We start from the raw sequence: 19,184 nt of genomic DNA, 5'->3' as shown, positions 1-19,184 counted from the left end.
TCCTTACTTCAAAAAGATGCAAGGAATTCCCGAAGGATAACTTCGAGATCCTCATTACCAGAATAATCTTTCACAATGACGTTGCAATTGGTATTCCCCAGTATCATGGCAGAGACGTTGGCATCCGGTTTATGGACACAAAGTATCGGAATACCCTTTTTTATCGCCGAGCATACCTCATAGCCAACTCCAGTAGAAGCAAGACTTACCTCTGCGATCATGCATTCACTTTCCCTGAGAAAGCCCATGTCACGTTCGTAGATCTGGCTCTCGCTCATGAGGGACTCCGTCGCCTCGACCCCGTCGTGAGCCACATGCCAACTCAACACCTCGTGACCGTTACTGCGAAGATACCCGCAAATGAACTGGTATGTGGGAAGCATCTGCCTGCCCCCACGAATGGAGCCGGAAAGGAAGATCTTCATAGAACTCCCCTCATGTAATGGCCTGAAGTATAGCCATCAGTAATATCCTTGCATTTGCCAGCCTTCTTTTTACCGTCCAGAGCAACACGATAGCGTTGTGTGACCTTTTTCACCTTCAAGGCATCCATTGTCCTTGCCTCGATCCTCACCGCTGCCACACCTGCTTTGACAAGTTTACCAATGCTCTCGATCATGCACAGCTCTTTTGAGTTCAGCACATGCATCCTGCAGTCGTTGTCCATGATAATCGGGAAACAATACTCTTTCTCATCATAAAGCTCGAACTTTCCATCCTCGCACATGCGGGAACATCCTGCCCCTGTGCTGAACAGGTCACCGAGCATACAGTAACGTGATTCCATGACCTCCTGCCTTCCGTGAACAATGCACTCCACAGAGCCACATTGTGCGACATCCTCTACCTGGGACAATGACATTTCCGGGGACAATACCACCGAACCTGCACCAAGCTGCTTCATGGATGCATATGAATTCATATTGAACACATTCATCGGACTATCAGCGACCACATTCATACCTGCTTCTTTTGCAAGCCTGAATGTACCGTAGTTAGAGACCACTGCACCATCAAAACCAATCTCCTTTGCAAATTTGAGTGTTTCCTGCACATGCCCCATATCTTCATCCGATACGATCTTCGGGGTGTTCACGTAGATCTTTCGACCCTCACTTCTGCACTTCTCGAAGGCTTCCTTCATGTCCATAGGTTCGCGACCCCTGAAAACTTCCCCTCCGACATAGATGACATCAGCACCACCAGCAATAGCGCCCTCAAGTCTCCGGGAATCATCAACACTTACAACCAGCAAGGTCTTATCCGGATGCACTTCCTCACAGGCAACATCAGGAGCTTTACAGCTGTCTTTTGGGTTACGTCGCCCTTTTTCTATCCTTGCAGATTCCAGCTGTGAAACTGCCAGGTTCCTGATATCGTTAAGTGCCCTTATGGGGATGAACACATCTCCCGTAACATTCACATCCATGTCAAGTGGCTCAAAAACAGAATTGCCTAATTTTGAGAGCTGCTGGATGACCTGCTCTTGGGTTGTCGGTTTCTTCTGGGCGACCTCAACGACATAATCAGAATCCACAGACACCGCATTGCCATCAGCATCCACCATTTCCAGATGCAATACTGAACCTGCAGCGACCTCTGACCGGAGACTAACAGGCACTTTCCGAATAGGCTTTGGAGATGTGAATGTCTTTTTCAGCGAGTCCATTAAGGACCGGTCCATGGTCCTGTAGATAAAACACCCTGAACGAACCTTTTCAAAGAACGGGATCTCAACAACATCACCTTTTGTACCGGAATCAACTTCTTTGCCGTCCAGAACCATGCGCGTGATGTTCTCGCCTGCATTTTCCAGCCCCTCAGCACCGATACCGTCACCTAATTCCAGTTCGGTGGAAAGCTCTACTATGATACGCCTGTCATCGCTGTTGTAGCCCACAACAGTACCTGCGACCACACCACGATTGTATGGTTGTTCGCGGCTCATCATGCCTGTCCTTGATGTACCTTCAAGATAAACGTCAGTGAATTCCCTGTTGAAAAGCTGTTCAAGTACAAGGGACTCCTCAGGAGATACAAAATACGAATCCGGATCAGCCATGTAGCGATCGATCAGACGCCTGTATGTGCTCACGACACCTGCCACATATTCAGGCCTTTTCATCCTGCCTTCTATCTTGAAGGAATCCACACCTGCTTCGATCAGCTGTGGCAGCATTTCTGTTGTGTTGAGGTCTTTGGGACTCAATAGATAAGGCCCATCGGTATCGATCAGCTCACCGTCCTTTTCCAGTTCGTACATCTTCCTGCAGGGCTGGGCACAATGCCCACGATTACCACTCCTGCCTCCGATCATACTGCTAAGAAGACATTGGCCTGAATAGGAGATGCAAAGTGCTCCATGAACAAAGGTTTCGATCTCGATGTTGCTAGCCTGCTTTACTGTCTTTATCTCCTCAAGGGACATTTCCCTTGCAAGCACGACCCTTTTGACACCCAGTTCTTCGAGAAAACGTACGCCTTCACTATTATGAATGGTCATCTGGGTGCTTGCGTGTATCGGAAGTTCAGGAACGAGCTCTTTTGCAAGGGAAAGCAAACCGATATCCTGGACAATGACAGCATCTGCACCGTATTCGCTCAGGGAACACAGCATTTTCGCAGCTCTTCCGATCTCTTCATCCTTAACCAGAGTATTTACCGTAACAAAGACTCTGACACCGCGAAGATGTGCAATATCGATAGCTTCCTGTATCTCTTCAAGGGTGAAATTACCGGCATAAGCCCTTGCACCCAGGGTCTTCGCACCAAGATAGACAGCATCTGCGCCGTTTTCCACAGCAGCTACGAAAGATTCCCAGTTGCCTGCAGGAGCCAGAAGTTCAGGTTTTTTAATCATTGTATTAGCAGTCATGTCTGATGAAGTTCCAATAATAGTGACCTATATAATTGCTATCAAACAGCTGAACATATATAAGCATGATTCAACGTGGCAAAAGAAGAAAAAGTGAGAAAATCTCACTCATTTATTCACAACAATTTCTGCAGAATCAGGGAATTACTGAAAAATACAGATAAATGCTCAAAGGGTTATCCAACAATCATATACTTTGTCAAAAATTAACATGTTCCTGCAATTATGTATATAGTTAAATAATATAACTTGAAATTTCAGGACATGAATAAAATATTATTAGTATTATTATTTATAGTTATATTATCTACAAATGCAATTGCTGATGAAAATAACAATTCTGAATTTGATACCCTGCAGCAATACCATTACGATACTGACGGTGATAAACTATACACTTCACAGGATGAAGTCGTTACTAATTATCTTATAAATGATCAATCTGCTTCCAGCAAGGAAGAACTATTTACTGCAAAATACGGTGAAAATTGGCTAGTTTCAACAGACAAAGACTCAAACCTGCCAAATAGAATGATCGGAGGCAGCATAGAACTTCTTCCATCAGATCAGGAAAATTATCAATTCTCATCTACATCTTTTATTCAAACTGAACAGATAACAGAATCTCTGGTCAGGAACTTTATTCTTGAAAACGAACAGATATTCGGTCTTGAACCTTCTGAGATCGAGTTAGTAAAAGAAGATCATGACACATCCCTATATGAAAGAAAGAACGGAATTAGCAATATCGTATATCAGCAGTCATATGAGGGAATTCCTGTATACTCCTCAAGGGTAGGAATCACAGTTAATGATGGGAAGGTCGTAGCTGTGGATTCAAACAGCTTTCAGGACATAACAGCACCAACAAAACCCACAATTACCGAGGCAGAAGCACTTTCCATAATAAGTGATGATCTCGGGATCGAGGTCACAGGTCCTTCCATACCATTGAGTTCGATCTCACTCAGTGAAATGTCCGGAAAGTCCACCCCACAGACAAAAACTATCAAAACAAAGGACATATCACTGGTGATCTATCCGGTGGAGATAGAAGATGCCAATAAGTACCATCTTGTGTATATGGTCGATCTGTCTACCATTAAAGAGCCTTTAAGCTCATGGACATATTTTGTAGATGCAACCACCGGAAATGTATTGTACAAATATGATAAGATATTTTCATACAGCATTGAAGGCAACGTAACAGGAAGGATATATCAGGAATACCCCTCGCAGGATCCAGTTGATGTGCCTTTCTGGAACCAGACAATATCATTAATCATTGGAGATCCGAAGAGGGTGCTCTATTCAGGGCGTGGAGACTATCTGGAAAATTCTGCAATAACAATTGAACCCATTGACCTTACCGGTGCAGTCAATTCCAAACTTAATTTCAGCACAAAGTATGAGATTGAATACAATTATGATTATGCATATGTGATCATTTCAGAAGATGGGAATAATTTCACCAATCTTGCAAATTATACAGGATATCAGACCTCATGGACAGATAAATCCATAGACATATCAGACTGGGATGGGAAACAGGCATGGATCGGATTCTTGTATGATACTGATCTTGGTGTTTCTAAAAACGGATTTTATGCAGACAACATTACAGTGACCAGTGATAGTGGAATGGTGTTCTCAGATGATCTTGAGGATTTAAATGGGAACTGGAACCTAAGTGGATTCAGTGTTCAAGCTGAGACATTATCCTCTCCCTTAACAACCACCGACAAAAATGGATATTACAACATCACCAACCTGAGAGAGAACGCAACCATATATTCAGAACTTAGTGGTCCCTATGTGAAGGTTGTCAACGAGGATCAGGAAGATACGTACCTGGAATTCAACCTGACCTCACCAACATACAACTGGAACTGGGCTGATATGGATACATCCGACAAGAGAGAGGAGTCAACTGTTTTCTACCATGTCAATGTAATCCACGACTACTTCACAAAAGGCAGCCCCTTTGACATAAATTCCATGGACTACCAGACCATTGCAACCGTGGAGTATGGGTCATATAGTGGGAATGCAATGTCAGATGGGACGGACATATATTTCTATGGAGGGAACGAATACTATGAGTCTTTCGCCATCCTTAGCGATGTTGTATACCATGAGTACACACACTGCGTTGTCGATCATATCTATACAACATATCTGCCTTATAGGGATGAATCGGGTGCCCTCAATGAAGGATGGGCGGATTATTTTGGGTCTACGATCAACAATGATCCCATTAACTCAGAAGAATTCTGTGTTGGCGATACAGAAGGCATCACAAATCTCAATAACAACAATAAATATCCTTCTGATATCATGGGAGAGGTTCATTATGATGGCCTTATAGTATCAGGTGCCATGTGGGATATGAGGGAGGCTCTGGGTGCTGAACTTGCAGACGAACTGATAATCAGAGCCATGAAGCTCGAACCTCAGAACTTCCAGGAATTTCTTGAGGCTATATTGATAGTCGATGACAACAACGGAGACTTGAGCGATGGAACTCCACATATCAACGAGATAATCCAGTCTTTTTATGTAAACCACGGAATCTATACCCCAGTGTTCTTTGATACCTTATCAGATCATCTAATTTCAAATGGACAAATCGTTGAAGAAATGCATGAACTCAGGAGCCCCGTGTTTAGCGGCACTGACCTTGATGATATTATTGGTCAACAAGATACGGATTTCTTAGAACTGTCTGCAGTAGATTTCCCTGGATTCTACTATGATATTGATGATAATATATCAACAGAAACTTTGAGAATTTACGGCGGATCATTTGTCTCAGACAGGACAATTGGACAAGGAGGTCTTGTCTATACAACAACAATCCAAGAAGTCGAATTCATGGGTTATTCTAGTGAGTATCCATTGTTGATATTATTTGGTGAAGAGTATGTCCCATTGAATAATACACCAGATAAGCTTGCAAAACTGCTTGCGGACAACGACGATGCATATACCTTAAGAACCGGGCAGTTACTTGAACTTCAAGAGGGATATGCAATCACTCCAAGGCAGATTGATGTTGATGGTGAAAAGGTCTGGCTCGAGTTGACCAAGAATGGGACGTTCGTGGATGACACTATTATTAATGCAAGCTTTAGTCAACCTACGTCAGACAGGACCTGGTATTGCATGCAGGACATGTCTGGTGAGGAGGATGTTGTTACCTTGATGATCCATGTGAGTACAGTATATGGGCAGGATGATCCTTGTGTAATTTTGGGCGATATCTGGCAGATATCTGACCAGGTAACAGAAATTAATGCAGATGATAAATACGGTCAGATGGTCGTGTCTTCTGTCAATGATACTACTCTCACAATGGAACTTGATGAGGATATAGTTCTGGATGCCGGCAGTACTAATAATTTAATGGATAACTTTGAATTTCGGGTTGCAGACGATCCATCATTGAGGTTCTACTTAAAGAAGAAGCCAACTGAATCAGGTATCTATGAAGTACGTGGAACAGTCATTGATTCACCGTCTTCAGATAAAACTTATATCTGGAATGCAAATTCATTTGCTGGCTTCTGGTATGATCTTGATAATAATGCTACATCCGAAGTGCTGACTGTTCACGGAGTAGATAACATGGATAGAATGCTAGATGCTGATCCAGGAGAGCTTATCTATAATACTACCATAGTCCCGGGCATTCAACCACAATTCGACTTCAGGATGGAATCTGATCCATTAATGGATTTTACATATGAAAAGATTGGATTTTTGGGTGAACAGTATATTCCAATCACCAATGCATCTATCCTTACCAAACTTATAATCGATGATAATAGCATTAATATAATCGGAATTGGTGATTCACTAAATCTCGGAGAAGGGTATGTGGTCACTCCAAAGGAAATCGATGTTAATGGTGAAAAGGTCTGGCTCGAGTTGACCAGGAATGGTACGTTCGTTGATGACACAATTATTAATGCAAGTACTAATGCAACTACGTCAGATAAGACATGGTATTACGAGCAGGATATGCTAAATGAGAGTGATATTCTTACATTGATGCTCCATGTAGATGAGGTTAATCAGTCAGGCAATTTCATAATTATTGATGGTGTCTGGCAATTGTCTGAAGAAGTTATAGAAATTAATGTGGATGACAGATTTGGAAGGTTAGCAGTTTCTTCTGTTGATGACCAAACGATAACAATGGAGTTATCTGGATATCTATACTTATCAAGTGGCAAAAGCTTGTATCTAACAGAAAATATTGCATTGAGAATTGCAGACAATAGTTCAAATTTAAGATTTTATCCATTTACAGAATCCATCTATGTGAAACCAAACGTAGCGCCTATTGCAACAATTGGCCCGATTGCAATGGGTGGAAGCCCTGAAGGTGTGACAGTAATATTCAATGGATCCGGAACAGATTCAGATGGTACAATTGTAGCCTACAACTGGACATCCAGTCTTGACGGTCAGTTGAACACTTCTGCTAATTTCAGCACATCCAGTCTTTCAGTCGGTACACACACCATTTACTTCAGTGTACAGGATAACGATGGTGCATGGTCTGAAGAAGTGTCAACTGCGTTGAAAATTACTGATATTGGTGATAATAAATCCCCTGCTAGCAAATCCACTAGTAGCGGTGGCGGTGGTGGCGGTGCTACCGGTGAAGCTTTTGAGAACATTCTTGTGAAAGATGCTGCAGCTTCTAATGTTGTTGCAGGAGAGTTGTCCAGATACGAATTCAATGAAGAAAAATGCCACATCGGTTATGTTCAGTTTAAGGGAGTAGCCAATGCAGGTCAGATCAGCACACTTATTGAGGTCTTAAAAGATACTTCAAAGCTTGTAGATTCACAGGCTCCGGGCATCGTGTATCAGAACATGAACATCTGGGTCGGTAATGCTGCATTTGGTGATGATAAGATAGAAGATGCTGTCATAGGCTTCAGGGTAAGTAAGCAATGGCTCTCAGAAAATGGAATTGAGACATCTGCCATTTCATTATACCATTATAGTGAGGGAGAATGGACCCGGCTTTCTACAACCAGGGTCGATGAAGATGAGGGATATATTTACTTTGAGGCTAAAACCCCTGGCTTCTCACCATTTGCTATTGCAGCGGATATGGATGATAAACCTTTAACAGACAATACGGATCCAGCAGATGGAAAGCTCAGTACTGTTAATAATACTGAATCCTCAGGAGAGGAGCTTCCTGCAAGTGAAGCAAAAGGTATCCCAGGATTTACTATGCTCGCATCTGTGTTTATTTTGGAATTTGTCTGTCTGTTCCGGAAAAGGAAGAACTGAGATTCTTCCTTTATCTTCTTTATTTTTTAGATCTTTAAGCTATAATGAGACTTTTTGAACAAATCCGTAGAAATAAAAAATGGATGGAACCAAAAGACTCCATCTCAAAGATCAGTCAGTACAAATGCATGGGTTCTTTCCGCATGTAGGACAGACAAGCGGATACTTCTCCAGGAATGCTTCCTCGAGGTCGATATCAAAGAGGTTTGCCAAAGCGCCTATCCAGGCAAAACAATCTGCAAGCTCTTCCCTCAGGTTTTCCATGTCCTCCCTGCGAACTGCCTCTGCCAGTTCCCCGATCTCTTCGACCAGCCAGAGAGTGGTGGCAGCAGCTCCTCTACGTTTATCATTGTGTGCGTACAGATCGTACATCAGTTTCTGGAATTCTGAGATCTCCATATTGTCAGCTCCTTAAATGTTATCAGGATAAAATGCGATCAAAGCCTGACAGGTATGTCCTTTTTCTTCAGTGCTTCTTTCACATCACGCACAGTGAACTCCCCGAAGTGGAAGATACTTGCAGCAAGTCCGGCATCGGCCTTACCATCAATGAAACCTCCATACATGTGCTCAGGTTTCCCGACGCCACCAGAGGCGATGATAGGGATCTCCAGCTCTTCTGAAAGCTTCCTTGTGATAGGAATATCAAAACCATCATAGGTGCCGTCACGGTCCATACTTGTCAGCAGAATCTCGCCGGAGCCAAGCTCCTCGACCTTCTTCGCCCATTGGACAGCATCCAGGCCTGTGGGTTTGCGACCACCATAGATCACAACTTCATACCATACAGGAGTTCCATCCTCAAGCTCGAGAATTGTCTTGTCCTGATTGTTCTCAACATCCGGATTGCGTCTGCAGTCGATAGCTGTCACAATGCACTGGGACCCAAATATATCGGAAGCCTCTTTGATAAGCTGAGGGTTCTTTACCGCAGAAGTGTTGATGGATACCTTATCTGCACCTGCACGCAGTATCTGCCTGACATCCTCAACAGAATTTATCCCTCCACCGACTGTCAGGGGGATGAAGACCTCGTTAGCAGTACGCTCGATCACATCTATCATTGTTGAGCGGCCTTCATGGGATGCTGTAATGTCAAGGAAAACAAGTTCATCCGCACCCTGCTCATTGTAGCGTTTAGCAAGGTCCACAGGGTCACCTGCTTTTTTGAGATCTACGAACTCAACACCTTTGACAACGGTGCCACCTTCTGAATCAAGGGTGACATCAAGACACGGTATAATCCTCTTTGTAAGCATAGTTTAGGTAATGAATGTCCTCTAATTAAATGTTGTTGAAGGATGAGAGTATATGCTCAAAAGGACGTGCAACCATCGACACTCTGAACGGTATATTTAAACGCTATGAGCCACATAAAAAATGGCTAATGTATTTAAAGCGTATTGCTCTTGCAATCCTGATGGTCCTTTTTTTAACAGGCATATCCTCCGCTGCAGATGAATTCCAGTATGAGGAGATCTGGGTGCATCAGGGGGTCTTTGATCTTGCAACAGGAGACAGGGCATCCGCAGAGAAATACACCGTCAAGCTCCATGAGATCAATGAAGAGGAAGACGGTTTTTCCGCCACATTACTTCTATACGTTGACGGGGAATTCCAAAAGAGCTTCTTTGCAGATGATTCGCTTAATAATGAGTTCGTCCATGACAAGGACCTCACGGTAAGAACACTTTCAATTGACAGAACAAAGGTTACTCTCGAACTGTACCTTCACGAATACGAACTTGTCTGGATACCATCTGAGAGCCGGAAGCTCGCAGTCGAAGACACGACACAGGTAGACAATGCCATCATCAAATTGCTCAATGTGAGCGATACCATTGCCACAATAAAAGTTACAATTGATGGAAAAACGTATGTTGATGAGTACGAAACAAATGCCTACAAAAAGTATTCCGATGAAATACTGTTAAGGGTCAGATACATCGACAGGGACAGCAAGGAGATAAATTTACAGCCATACCAGCCTGGCGAACCGGACTTCAAAATAGAAATCAACGCCCTTGGAGATCAATATTCCCCGAACATGCCTGCTTCTTTTGAGATATACCTGAAGAACACAGGAACGATCCCTGCAAGGGGGATCACCGTCACAGCCTCTTCCAGCAGCGTACAACTTGATCCGGTAAGCTACGAGCTTGCAATGCTTGATACATTGAAAATTCACAAGATACCCGTCAATCTCACATTACCCGAAACACCGGAAAAAGAGAACATAGTGATCGATGTGAACGTTGACGGTTATGCCTATAAGGGAAACAACTACCAAAATTCCACCACAGCACAAACCATTGTGGAACCGTACATATCTATTGAAAAAACAATTGATACACATCTTCTAACAGAAGAGGACAAAACTAAAAGAAAGATCATCGTCGAGATGGTGGTCTACAACAATGCAAGTATTGGACATGAAGTTAACATACATGATCCGATACCTTCAACTTTCATGCCCATAGGAATTGAATCAGCGGACTGGACAGTATTCATTGGTGCCGGAAGATCAGAGAATATACGATACAAGGCATTGCCTACAGTCGCCGGGACATATGAACTGGGACCTGCAGTTGCAAGCTGGTACTCGCAAGGGGAAACTTATGACGTTGTATCGGATGGCGCTGCAGTGACCATCGATGTTGAAGGAGCATTACTCGAGGTCGAAAAAGATGTTAGCCTCAGTGATATTTACACAGGAGAAGAAGTCGACGTAACAGTAACTATCACAAACATCGGCTTGATCGATGTTGAAGTCTCTTTTACGGAGGAGATCCCCGCAGGATTCAAATTTATTAGCGGAGAGAAAGGCTGGGAAGGGCCACTTGAAGCAGGAGATGAAAAACGTCTCACCTATAAAGTGCTTGCACAGGAAGAAGGCATCATTGACCTGCCACCTACAATGGTTTCCTACACCGATGAAGATGATATTCAGGGCACATTCAGATCGAACGTTGAGAAGCTTTATGTTTACTCACTTGAACCAGCTGAAATAAACATGGAAAGTGAGAACATCAAAAACGATAATGAACCTCTCTCAAGAGGAGGACATGCCAGCTTCCTGTTATCCGCATTTGCCACGATAGCAGGTATACTTTCCATAGTCCCGCTTATTGCATATTTTTATATACGCAGGTCGCATTGAATAGCTGTAAAAGGTTGCAGTAAGCGCATAACATAAAAATTATCAGAAACTAAAGGAGGATCTGGAACGGACATTGTTGGAATAGGTACAGCAGTATTGGTATTCGCACTGTTCGCCGCTATTGTGCTTTATCTGCTTGTCAACTACTCTTCTTTAATGGCAGCCATCTCCCTGCTTTTACTTCCTTTAGTCACCATTGTTGCCATACCTGAAACAGCAAACGCATTTCTGGCATATGAACATGCAAGGCTTGCCGGAGGACTTGTGCCCATCAACAACTATCACCTGTTGCTGTTCGTCTGGTCCACCATCATAGGGATCATACTCTATACAGAGTTCCTTACGTGGTACCTTTCAAAGAACAAGAGACCGATAAAATAAGAAATTAATAAAAATAAAAGACTCAAATAAAAACTTAATAAAATAAGAGGATGAGCTTTCACTCATCCAACCTGTAGTAATATTCACCCTGTGCTTTCTGTTCCCTGTCCAGACGGGAACCCTGTTTGTTCACCCTTGGACGTGCTGTATCCTCATCCCTTCTGAATGTAATATTAAGGTCTGAAAGGAACTTGTTCATACCATCCTGCATGCTCGATGGACGATGTGCCTTACCGTAAACAGCAGGCTCACCTTCGAATACGATCAGCCTTTCGCTGAGCATGTCGATCATGTAGATGTCATGGTCTACAACCAGAGCGGTCTTACCGTTGTTCTCAGCAAATCTCTTAATGGCCTTTGTGGCAAGGGAACGCTGTTCCACATCAAGGTGTGCACTTGGCTCGTCAAGGATGTACAGGTCAGCATCCCTTGAGAGACATGCAGCAATGGCTACCCTCTGCAGCTCACCGCCACTGAGATCATTGAGCATTTTCTCGAAGAGAGGTTCAAGCTGGAGTGGCTTGACAACTTCTGCCTGATAGTAACTTGTATCGAACCTGCGGGTAATGCTCCTCAGGAACATCTGTACCTGCATCGTGTCTTCACCTTTGATATACTGTGGCTTGTAGGAGATGGAAACATCAATGTCCATCTCGCCCTCATCAGGCTCGATCTCCCCTGCAAGAATCTGGACAAAGGTGGATTTACCAATACCATTCGGACCTACGATACCGATAACTTCTCCCTGTTTAAGGGAGCCGGCATCTGTCTCCAGTGAGAAAGTATCACCGTATTTCTTGGAGAATGCACTGTAATCCACAAGTGAGGCAATATCTGTTTCCACACGTGGAGGGTGAACCTCGAAAGTAATAGCATCCGGACGGATACGGACGTTCTCTTCAGGAAGGAAACCCTTAAGGTACTGATTGATAGCTACACGCACGCCTTTCGGATGGGTCACTACACCGTACCCGCCAGGCACACCATAGGCTACCTGAACAACATCCGAAAGCATATCCAGTATAGCAAGATCGTGCTCCACAACAAGAACTGCCTTTTCGGCTGAGAGTTCCTGTATAAGCTTTGAAGAATTTATACGCTGATAGATATCCAGATATGGACTGATCTCATCAAAGAAGTAGAAGTCAGCATCCCTTGCGGCACAGGCTGCAATGGCAACCCTCTGCAGTTCACCACCACTGAGGTCTCCGATATTGCGGTTGATTATAGGAGCGAGATCAAGCCTTTCAACAAGCTCATCCAGTACACCACGCTCATCAGTACCTTCCAGAAGATCACGGGTCTTCCCATTGAAAGCCTTCGGGATCATATCCACATACTGTGGTTTCTGGGATACCTTGATCTTGCCATCGATGACATCCTTGAAATAATCATGCATGGCAGTCCCGGAATAGTGCTCCAGAACCTTATCCCAGTCGTTGTTATCGCCACCAAAATTAGGAACAACAGCTCCTGAAAGTATCTGGACGGAGGTACTTTTACCGATACCGTTAGGTCCGAGGATACCGGTAACCCTACCTACCTGAGGCGTGGGGAGTCCATACAGGGCAAATCCATTGGGACCATACCTGTGGGTCGGTTCGGTCAATGCTTCAGGCAGACCGATTATCATAATAGCATCAAAAGGACATTTGTTGATACAGATACCGCAACCTACACAGAGTTCCTCGGAGATGATGGCCTTGCCGTCGTCTCCAAAGACAATGGTCTCATCGCCGGTCCTGACCCTCGGACAGTATTTTTCACATTCGTGGCTGCATCGCCTTGGCTGGCATCTATCCTTGTTCAATATTGCAATTCGCATGGGACATCACTGAATTTATTTAATGAAGTGTATAAATTAATTAAATTAATCAAACTAATTGAACTGAGCTGAAATGACTGTGTAAATACAAAAAAAGCAGGATCATGGGCTGTGTCAGTTCAACAACAGCGTCCATGTCACAAGACAGAAGTCAATTACGATGAATTCTACGTAGAACCAGCCCTTGGGACCGAACTCCTTCGTGTCTATCTTGATAGCAGGATAGATAACACGCTGCGCATAATATGCCAGTACAGCAATGATGACCAATGCCGCATACCAGGGAGTTTCAGTGCCTGCACCGAACCTGTAGAAGGCACCAAATCCTGCGATCATACCAATGAATGCAGCGATGGCTGTCTTGACTATACCCTCTACATGGGCTGCCTTACGTTCCTCAGGTGTCTTTTCCTTGATTATCTTAGGCTTTGAGACGACAGGAGCGTCAGACTGATCTGCATTATCCTTTGTGCCACCTGACTTCTTTTTGCTTTCTTTTTTCAATTGGCTTCTTCTCCTGGGATAAATATGATAGGGTGTTATAAACATCAGAACATATATAAACGTTTATTCCTGAACCACAAAAATCATAACAACTTATAAATTTCACAAAATTAGAGGTTTTCGTTGCCAAGGATATTATCAACATCCTCAAGGCAAACAGCTCCCCTTCCAATACTGTTCAGGTAAGAAGCAAACTTTCCGGGGCGATCCCCGCCCGGATGGTACACCAATGTCATTTCGGGATCGACCTTCTCGACCATATCCACAAGACCGTTCGCGTCAAGATGGTCACTTATCTGGAGGGAGGGGTAATAATAGTCCTGCCTGCCCGTCATCACATATTTAGCCATGCTACGAGGTAGCTTCCCCAGATCCCACGGAGGGACGATGCAAACAACATCCTCATCAAACTCGCCCAATCCCACAAGCTCTCCGGGTTCATCCAGAAGCCTGTTTGAAAGAATTAGTGATTTTTCTTCCATGGCAATAGGACCATCATGCCCTATCTCACGCAAAAGCTCCACCGCACGCTGTGCCTTGCCAAAAGCATATGCTCCAAAGGCAACCTGTGGACTGGAATCCAGAGCACTCCTGAAGCCCTCCAGATCATCCTCAAAATGACATGATGGATCATCATGGTCACCATAATTTGCTTCGGTTATCAACAGGTCGCATTTGGGCAATGCGGAAGGATCTTTCACATCTCCTGTGACAAGTATCCGCGTTCCGACATCATTTTCCCAGTAAAATGCAACCGCTCCTGCAGTATGGCCTGTGGGATATGTCCGGACAGTTGTACCATTGACCTCTATGGATCCGCACATGTCAACTGTCCTGCCTTTGAACTTACGATCATGCCGGATCTCAAGCGCTACGGCGGTCTTATCGGCACAGACCGAAAGCTCAGAGAGCATGGCAGATTTCCCGTGATGATCAGAATGAGCATGAGTTATAAGATAAGCATCCGGTTGAGGTTGTTTTTTCGGGACACGTGTGGAATCAACTGAAAAAGTGCAAACCTTCCCATCTTCTGACCGGAAACTTACGGCAAGATGGGGCTTAAAAGTTCCTCGCGAATTCTTCTGGCGACATGCCAGAACACCCATATCTATCAGCCTGTCCAAGTGATACCTCAGTTTACGGGATATGTATCAAGGTATTTACATGTTGTCAGAATGAAGAACTTGAAAAGAATAAAAATAAAGGAAATGGGGGGAGGAAATAATGAAAGAAAAGGAAAAGCTCAGATGAGCTGGTTAAGCTCTGAGCGAAGTACATCAGCGCTTGTCACACCGGTGAAACGCTTGACCTCAGCACCATCCTTCTCAATGATAAGAGTTGGAACTGCACTGATACCGTATTTGCCTGCAAGGGCATTGTTCTGATCAACATCCACCATCTTGAATTCTACCTTGTCGCCCATCTCGCCTTCGAGCTCTTCAAGGATCGGTTTCTGCATCTGGCAAGGTCCGCACCATGTTGCGGTAAAGTCCAATACTACTACATTGCTCATTGATAATCACCTTTGGTTTTGTAAAAGTAAAAAGGGTATTGTATGCTTCACACAAAACCATGTTGTTATTCTATAAATAATTTTGGTCTACGGCAACAAATAAAGAGAATATTAATTAATGCCCCATATGAAAGATTTAATACCAAGCGACTTATTTCTGCTTTATATTGCTGTAATACATACACTCCTCAGGAGTGAAAATTGGCATTTCCTGAGAACCCTTGACCATCTTCACAGGTGCACCACGTATCAGGACGCACGGAATACATTCATCTGCTTCACCCATCAACAGCTGGGCAGCAGATACCAGATTATCTGCGACCGCCTTGCGTGTGATGTTAAGGGGTTTTCCGAACAGGTCCTTTGAACCTCTTGCATCTTCCACAGGAACGATACCTGATGTGCCCAGTGCCATACCCACGCACCCAAGGCGCAGGGGCTGTGTACGGCTGTCCCCGATTATCACTCCGAGATGACAGCAGCAGAATTCCTCCATACCGGCACGGATCTTAGCTGCGCTTTTCTGTGCGTTCTCAGGCAGGAGCACAACATGTCCCTCAGGTGCGTTGGAGCCGTCGATGCCGGCATTCGGGGAGAGGGTTCCCTTTGTGATGGTAAGGGCTGCTCCCGGAACACCGCCGATGATATCATCGCATTCACACAGAACAAGTTCCATTTCCCGGGAATCAACACAGTACTTGCCTGCAAGTTCTTCTGCCTCTTTGCTGGGAATGACCGTGGAAAGGTCCACCATCCTTCCTTCCGCTGTGGCTACCGCAGACTCTGCAAGCACCAGTACATCCCCGTCTCGCAGGAAGATCTCATTTTCGTTGAGTGATCCACATAGCATATTCACAATGTCATCGCCGGGCTTGATCAGGGGAGTGCGTACACCAATGATCTGCATAGAAGGAAGGTCAAAGCTCAATTCATACACCGCCGGATAAATAATCGGACATTATCTTGATAGCGCAGTATTCACCGCACATGGAACAGGGACCTGTCTGCGGGCACATTCCCTTTGGCTTATCAGGGTCAAGTGCAAGCTCCATCTGCCCGTCCCAGTCGAACTTCGCACGCCTGTCAGCAAGGAGCTTGTCCCTCTCGTCCAGACCGTATTTCATTGAATCGCCAATGTGCGCTGCGATTCTGAAAGCAATGAGCCCTTCCCTGACCTGTTCAGGTGTTGGAAGAGAAAGATGTTCAGCAGGAGTGATGTAGCAAAGATAATCTGCACCGTTGCCGCTGGCGATACTTGCACCCACGGCACCGGAGATGTGGTCATACCCCATACCGACATCCGTTGGCAGCGGACCTGCCACGAAAAGCGGGAATTCAGAAAGTGAACGGTGCGCTTTGATGTGCTCAGGAATGTCATTTGCCTGCACATGGCCTCCCATGCCTTCGATTATTACCTGCACACCTGCTTCATTTGCCTGTTTTGCAAGCTTTGCGTTCGTCTTGATCTCCATCATCTGAGGACTGTCGCAAAGGTCATGGACACAGCCACTTCGCATGGTGTTCCCCAGGGAGAGAACAACATCGTTCTTTTTCAGTATTGAAAGAACCTCATCGAAGTTCTCAAGATACGGGTTCTCGCAGTTTTCCTTGAGCATAAGCACGCTGGTAAAGGAACCGCCCTTTGAGACCATTCCCATTATACGCCCTGTGCCTTTCAATTTCTCAAGCATCTGCTTTTCCACAGAGTGAAGAACGACAGAACTTACACCTTCATCCACCTGCTTCCTGAGATAGGAGATCATGTCATCGCCGGTAGCTTCCTTCATACCGCATTCAACCACTGCCTGGTAGACAGGGACAGTGGTAATTGGCAGAGTTGTGTTGTCAAATACCATCTTCCTGATGGCAGAGATATCGCCGCCCATTGAGAGATCTGTGATAGTGTCTGCACCGTATTTCTCTGCGATCTTTACTTTTTCCAGCTCTGCTTCGGGATCAATGCTTGCTGAAGATGTTCCGAGATTAACGTTGATCTTCGTGGTCGCCCCTTTTCCGATCGCAACAGGCGGACAGCCTTCGCGAACCATCACAACAAGACTTCCATCAGCAACCCGTGCCAGTACAGTTTCCTCATCAATGGACTCAACTTTGGCCACATGTTCCATTTCCGGAGTCAGCGTGCCGTTCTTTGCGTATTCTACCTGTGTGGATCTCATGTTATTCTACTCTTAAATGTCGTTTTTATAAATTATTGTAAAGCGGAAATTCCTGCCATTTCAAGCAATTTGGATGTATTGGAATTGCCACCAATAGGCATCAGATGGACACCCCTACACATCTTACGCAACTCCCGGATGCTCTCTGCAGCGATCTCAAGCCCTTCCTGAACAGGGTCCTCAGCATCTTCCATGCGGGATATCATCTCATCACCAACCCTTATTCCGGGAATATTAGCATTCATGAAACGTGCCATTCCTGCTGAACGCAGCGGGATGATCCCTGCTATTACCGGCACATCCGGATGAGAGAACGAATCCATGAACTCGCCAAAAACTTCCACATCATAGACCGCCTGTGTCTGTATGAACTGTGCACCTGCATCGACCTTCTTCTGAAGTTTTATCATCTGCATCCTGCGTGCTGCATCCGTGTTGGAGACCGCACCTACAGTAAAAGACGGAGCACCTGCAAGCTCATTGCCTGCCATGTCATGCCCACCCATCATTTTGGTGATAACTGAGAGAAGCTGGACAGAATCAAGGTCATACACCGGCTTTGCACCCGCATGGTCGCCTTTGGTGGGATAATCCCCGGTCATCACACAGAGATTACTGATACCAAGGGCCGATGCCGCCAGGATATCGGACTGCAATGCCAGACGGTTCCGATCACGGCAGGTGAACTGTACTACCACCTCAAGACCGGCATCCATCAGTAATTTGCCCACGGCTACCGGGCTCATGCGCATTACCGCACGCTGGTTGTCCGTGATATTGATAGCATCCACCCATCCCCTGATAAGGTCTGCATCCTCAAGTACCGCCGAGATATCGATGCCCTTCGGAGGTGCCACCTCTGCGGTCACAATGAAGCGGTCTGAATTGAGCGCATCGTTGAAAGTTGATAGCATCGTGGGGTAAATATGTAGGTCTGGTTTTTAAATGCATCGCGATGGTGGGGATGGTCAGGTTCAACTTTTCCTTTTGACAAATTCCCGGATGATCGAGGAGAGAAAAACAAGGATTAAAGTTGTCCACAACAGGAGAGGACTAAACCCATCTTTTACCCATGTGAGGTAAGCGTTATAGAACGCTGCAACAAGTGCGGTGATAGCAAAAATACGTGACAGAGTGTTCATTGTTTTCAGATCCATATAATTCTCCATGTGTTTAATTCATTGTATTTTACCCGTTCTCCGAAAAATTCCTGCATACTCATAAAGTGCTCCACAAAGAAAAGCAAAACTTGAAACAACTAACGATCCGGCAAAATCGTCCAGTACATAGCGGGGCACCACATATATTCCTACAAAAAAAAGAGAGACTTGAATTAGCGATGCTATTACTTTGTTTCTTTTCATGCTATCACCGAATAAAATTATAGGTTAGATGATGATGTGTCCTATCTTTTGGACCATATTAAATGGTTA

Annotated in this window: 16 protein-coding genes; 3 read left to right on the top strand and 13 right to left on the bottom strand. The window is 44.8% G+C overall.

The features are described 5' to 3' along the window. Positions 1-8: 8 nt before the first annotated feature. Positions 9-425: a nucleoside 2-deoxyribosyltransferase gene (locus LI82_RS02820; RefSeq protein WP_048193438.1), complete on the bottom strand. Its 417-nt coding sequence runs from the start codon at positions 423-425 to the stop codon at positions 9-11. Next, positions 422-2,875 (bottom strand): DUF3656 domain-containing U32 family peptidase, encoded by a 2,454-nt coding sequence (locus tag LI82_RS02815; RefSeq protein ID WP_081955713.1) that lies wholly within the window; start codon positions 2,873-2,875, stop codon positions 422-424. Before LI82_RS02815 ends, LI82_RS02820 begins: the two co-directional genes overlap by 4 nt. A 264-nt stretch (positions 2,876-3,139) precedes the next feature. Here LI82_RS02815 and LI82_RS12365 point away from each other — a divergent pair, with 264 nt between their 5' ends. Next, positions 3,140-8,191, top strand: coding sequence for an S-layer protein domain-containing protein (locus tag LI82_RS12365; protein ID WP_052402690.1), 5,052 nt, complete (start codon positions 3,140-3,142; stop codon positions 8,189-8,191). A gap of 111 nt (positions 8,192-8,302) precedes the next feature. Here the strand turns inward: LI82_RS12365 and LI82_RS02805 are convergent, their stop codons facing one another. Both LI82_RS02805 and hisF read right to left on the bottom strand, forming a co-directional pair. Further along, positions 8,303-8,590 carry a MazG nucleotide pyrophosphohydrolase domain-containing protein gene (locus tag LI82_RS02805; protein ID WP_048193437.1) on the bottom strand — a complete coding sequence of 96 codons (288 nt, stop codon included), beginning with the start codon at positions 8,588-8,590 and terminating at the stop codon, positions 8,303-8,305. 38 nt (positions 8,591-8,628) lie between these two features. Continuing rightward, a complete protein-coding gene (gene hisF / locus LI82_RS02800; RefSeq protein ID WP_048193436.1) occupies positions 8,629-9,450 on the bottom strand; it encodes an imidazole glycerol phosphate synthase subunit HisF in 822 nt (273 codons plus the stop codon). Positions 9,451-9,578: 128 nt separating this feature from the next. Here hisF and LI82_RS02795 point away from each other — a divergent pair, with 128 nt between their 5' ends. After that, positions 9,579-11,351: a COG1361 family protein gene (locus LI82_RS02795; RefSeq protein ID WP_160174930.1), complete on the top strand. Its 1,773-nt coding sequence runs from the start codon at positions 9,579-9,581 to the stop codon at positions 11,349-11,351. 96 nt (positions 11,352-11,447) lie between these two features. After that, on the top strand, positions 11,448-11,732 hold the full coding sequence (locus tag LI82_RS02790) for a hypothetical protein (protein ID WP_236622651.1): 285 nt from the start codon (positions 11,448-11,450) through the stop codon (positions 11,730-11,732). A gap of 58 nt (positions 11,733-11,790) precedes the next feature. Here LI82_RS02790 and LI82_RS02785 read toward each other — a convergent pair whose 3' ends face one another. The 9 genes from LI82_RS02785 to LI82_RS02745 form a co-directional block, all read right to left on the bottom strand. Continuing rightward, on the bottom strand, positions 11,791-13,557 hold the full coding sequence (locus LI82_RS02785; protein ID WP_048193433.1) for a ribosome biogenesis/translation initiation ATPase RLI: 1,767 nt from the start codon (positions 13,555-13,557) through the stop codon (positions 11,791-11,793). A gap of 114 nt (positions 13,558-13,671) precedes the next feature. Continuing rightward, positions 13,672-14,061, bottom strand: a complete 390-nt coding sequence (locus LI82_RS02780; protein ID WP_081955712.1) for an EMC6-like membrane protein — start codon at positions 14,059-14,061, stop codon at positions 13,672-13,674. A gap of 110 nt (positions 14,062-14,171) precedes the next feature. After that, positions 14,172-15,167, bottom strand: coding sequence for an MBL fold metallo-hydrolase (locus LI82_RS02775; RefSeq protein WP_048193820.1), 996 nt, complete (start codon positions 15,165-15,167; stop codon positions 14,172-14,174). Between the two features lie 137 nt (positions 15,168-15,304). Continuing rightward, positions 15,305-15,574 (bottom strand): thioredoxin family protein, encoded by a 270-nt coding sequence (locus LI82_RS02770; RefSeq protein ID WP_048193431.1) that lies wholly within the window; start codon positions 15,572-15,574, stop codon positions 15,305-15,307. 151 nt (positions 15,575-15,725) lie between these two features. Then, complete coding sequence (gene cofE / locus LI82_RS02765; protein ID WP_236622650.1) at positions 15,726-16,502, bottom strand: coenzyme F420-0:L-glutamate ligase; 777 nt, start codon at positions 16,500-16,502, stop codon at positions 15,726-15,728. Between the two features lies 1 nt (position 16,503). After that, complete coding sequence (thiC, locus tag LI82_RS02760) at positions 16,504-17,751, bottom strand: phosphomethylpyrimidine synthase ThiC (RefSeq protein ID WP_048193430.1); 1,248 nt, start codon at positions 17,749-17,751, stop codon at positions 16,504-16,506. 32 nt (positions 17,752-17,783) lie between these two features. After that, positions 17,784-18,665, bottom strand: coding sequence for a methylenetetrahydrofolate reductase (locus tag LI82_RS02755; protein ID WP_048193429.1), 882 nt, complete (start codon positions 18,663-18,665; stop codon positions 17,784-17,786). Positions 18,666-18,725: 60 nt separating this feature from the next. Further along, on the bottom strand, positions 18,726-18,908 hold the full coding sequence (locus tag LI82_RS02750) for a hypothetical protein (RefSeq protein WP_048193428.1): 183 nt from the start codon (positions 18,906-18,908) through the stop codon (positions 18,726-18,728). Between the two features lie 21 nt (positions 18,909-18,929). After that, entirely contained in the window at positions 18,930-19,115 is a 186-nt protein-coding gene (locus LI82_RS02745) for a hypothetical protein (protein ID WP_048193427.1), read from the bottom strand. Between the last annotated feature and the right edge of the window lie 69 nt (positions 19,116-19,184).

Origin of the sequence: Methanococcoides methylutens (genome assembly GCF_000765475.1) — an archaeon.
GTDB classification, from domain to species: domain Archaea; phylum Halobacteriota; class Methanosarcinia; order Methanosarcinales; family Methanosarcinaceae; genus Methanococcoides; species Methanococcoides methylutens.
The sequence above is the reverse complement of the archived record's forward strand: the minus strand, read 5'-3'. Positions and strand labels throughout refer to the sequence as shown.

Bases quoted from the DNA above. Each gene is read 5' to 3' on its own strand.
- LI82_RS12365 (WP_052402690.1), top strand. From the start codon at position 3,140: ATGAATAAAATATTATTAGTATTATTATTTATAGTTATATTATCTACA.
- hisF (WP_048193436.1), bottom strand. From the start codon at position 9,450: ATGCTTACAAAGAGGATTATACCGTGTCTTGATGTCACCCTTGATTCA.
- LI82_RS02815 (WP_081955713.1), bottom strand. From the start codon at position 2,875: ATGACTGCTAATACAATGATTAAAAAACCTGAACTTCTGGCTCCTGCA.
- LI82_RS02775 (WP_048193820.1), bottom strand. From the start codon at position 15,167: ATGGGTGTTCTGGCATGTCGCCAGAAGAATTCGCGAGGAACTTTTAAG.
- LI82_RS02820 (WP_048193438.1), bottom strand. From the start codon at position 425: ATGAAGATCTTCCTTTCCGGCTCCATTCGTGGGGGCAGGCAGATGCTT.
- LI82_RS02750 (WP_048193428.1), bottom strand. From the start codon at position 18,908: ATGGATCTGAAAACAATGAACACTCTGTCACGTATTTTTGCTATCACC.
- LI82_RS02805 (WP_048193437.1), bottom strand. From the start codon at position 8,590: ATGGAGATCTCAGAATTCCAGAAACTGATGTACGATCTGTACGCACAC.
- LI82_RS02745 (WP_048193427.1), bottom strand. From the start codon at position 19,115: ATGAAAAGAAACAAAGTAATAGCATCGCTAATTCAAGTCTCTCTTTTT.
- LI82_RS02770 (WP_048193431.1), bottom strand. From the start codon at position 15,574: ATGAGCAATGTAGTAGTATTGGACTTTACCGCAACATGGTGCGGACCT.
- thiC (WP_048193430.1), bottom strand. From the start codon at position 17,751: ATGAGATCCACACAGGTAGAATACGCAAAGAACGGCACGCTGACTCCG.
- LI82_RS02755 (WP_048193429.1), bottom strand. From the start codon at position 18,665: ATGCTATCAACTTTCAACGATGCGCTCAATTCAGACCGCTTCATTGTG.
- LI82_RS02785 (WP_048193433.1), bottom strand. From the start codon at position 13,557: ATGCGAATTGCAATATTGAACAAGGATAGATGCCAGCCAAGGCGATGC.
- LI82_RS02795 (WP_160174930.1), top strand. From the start codon at position 9,579: ATGTATTTAAAGCGTATTGCTCTTGCAATCCTGATGGTCCTTTTTTTA.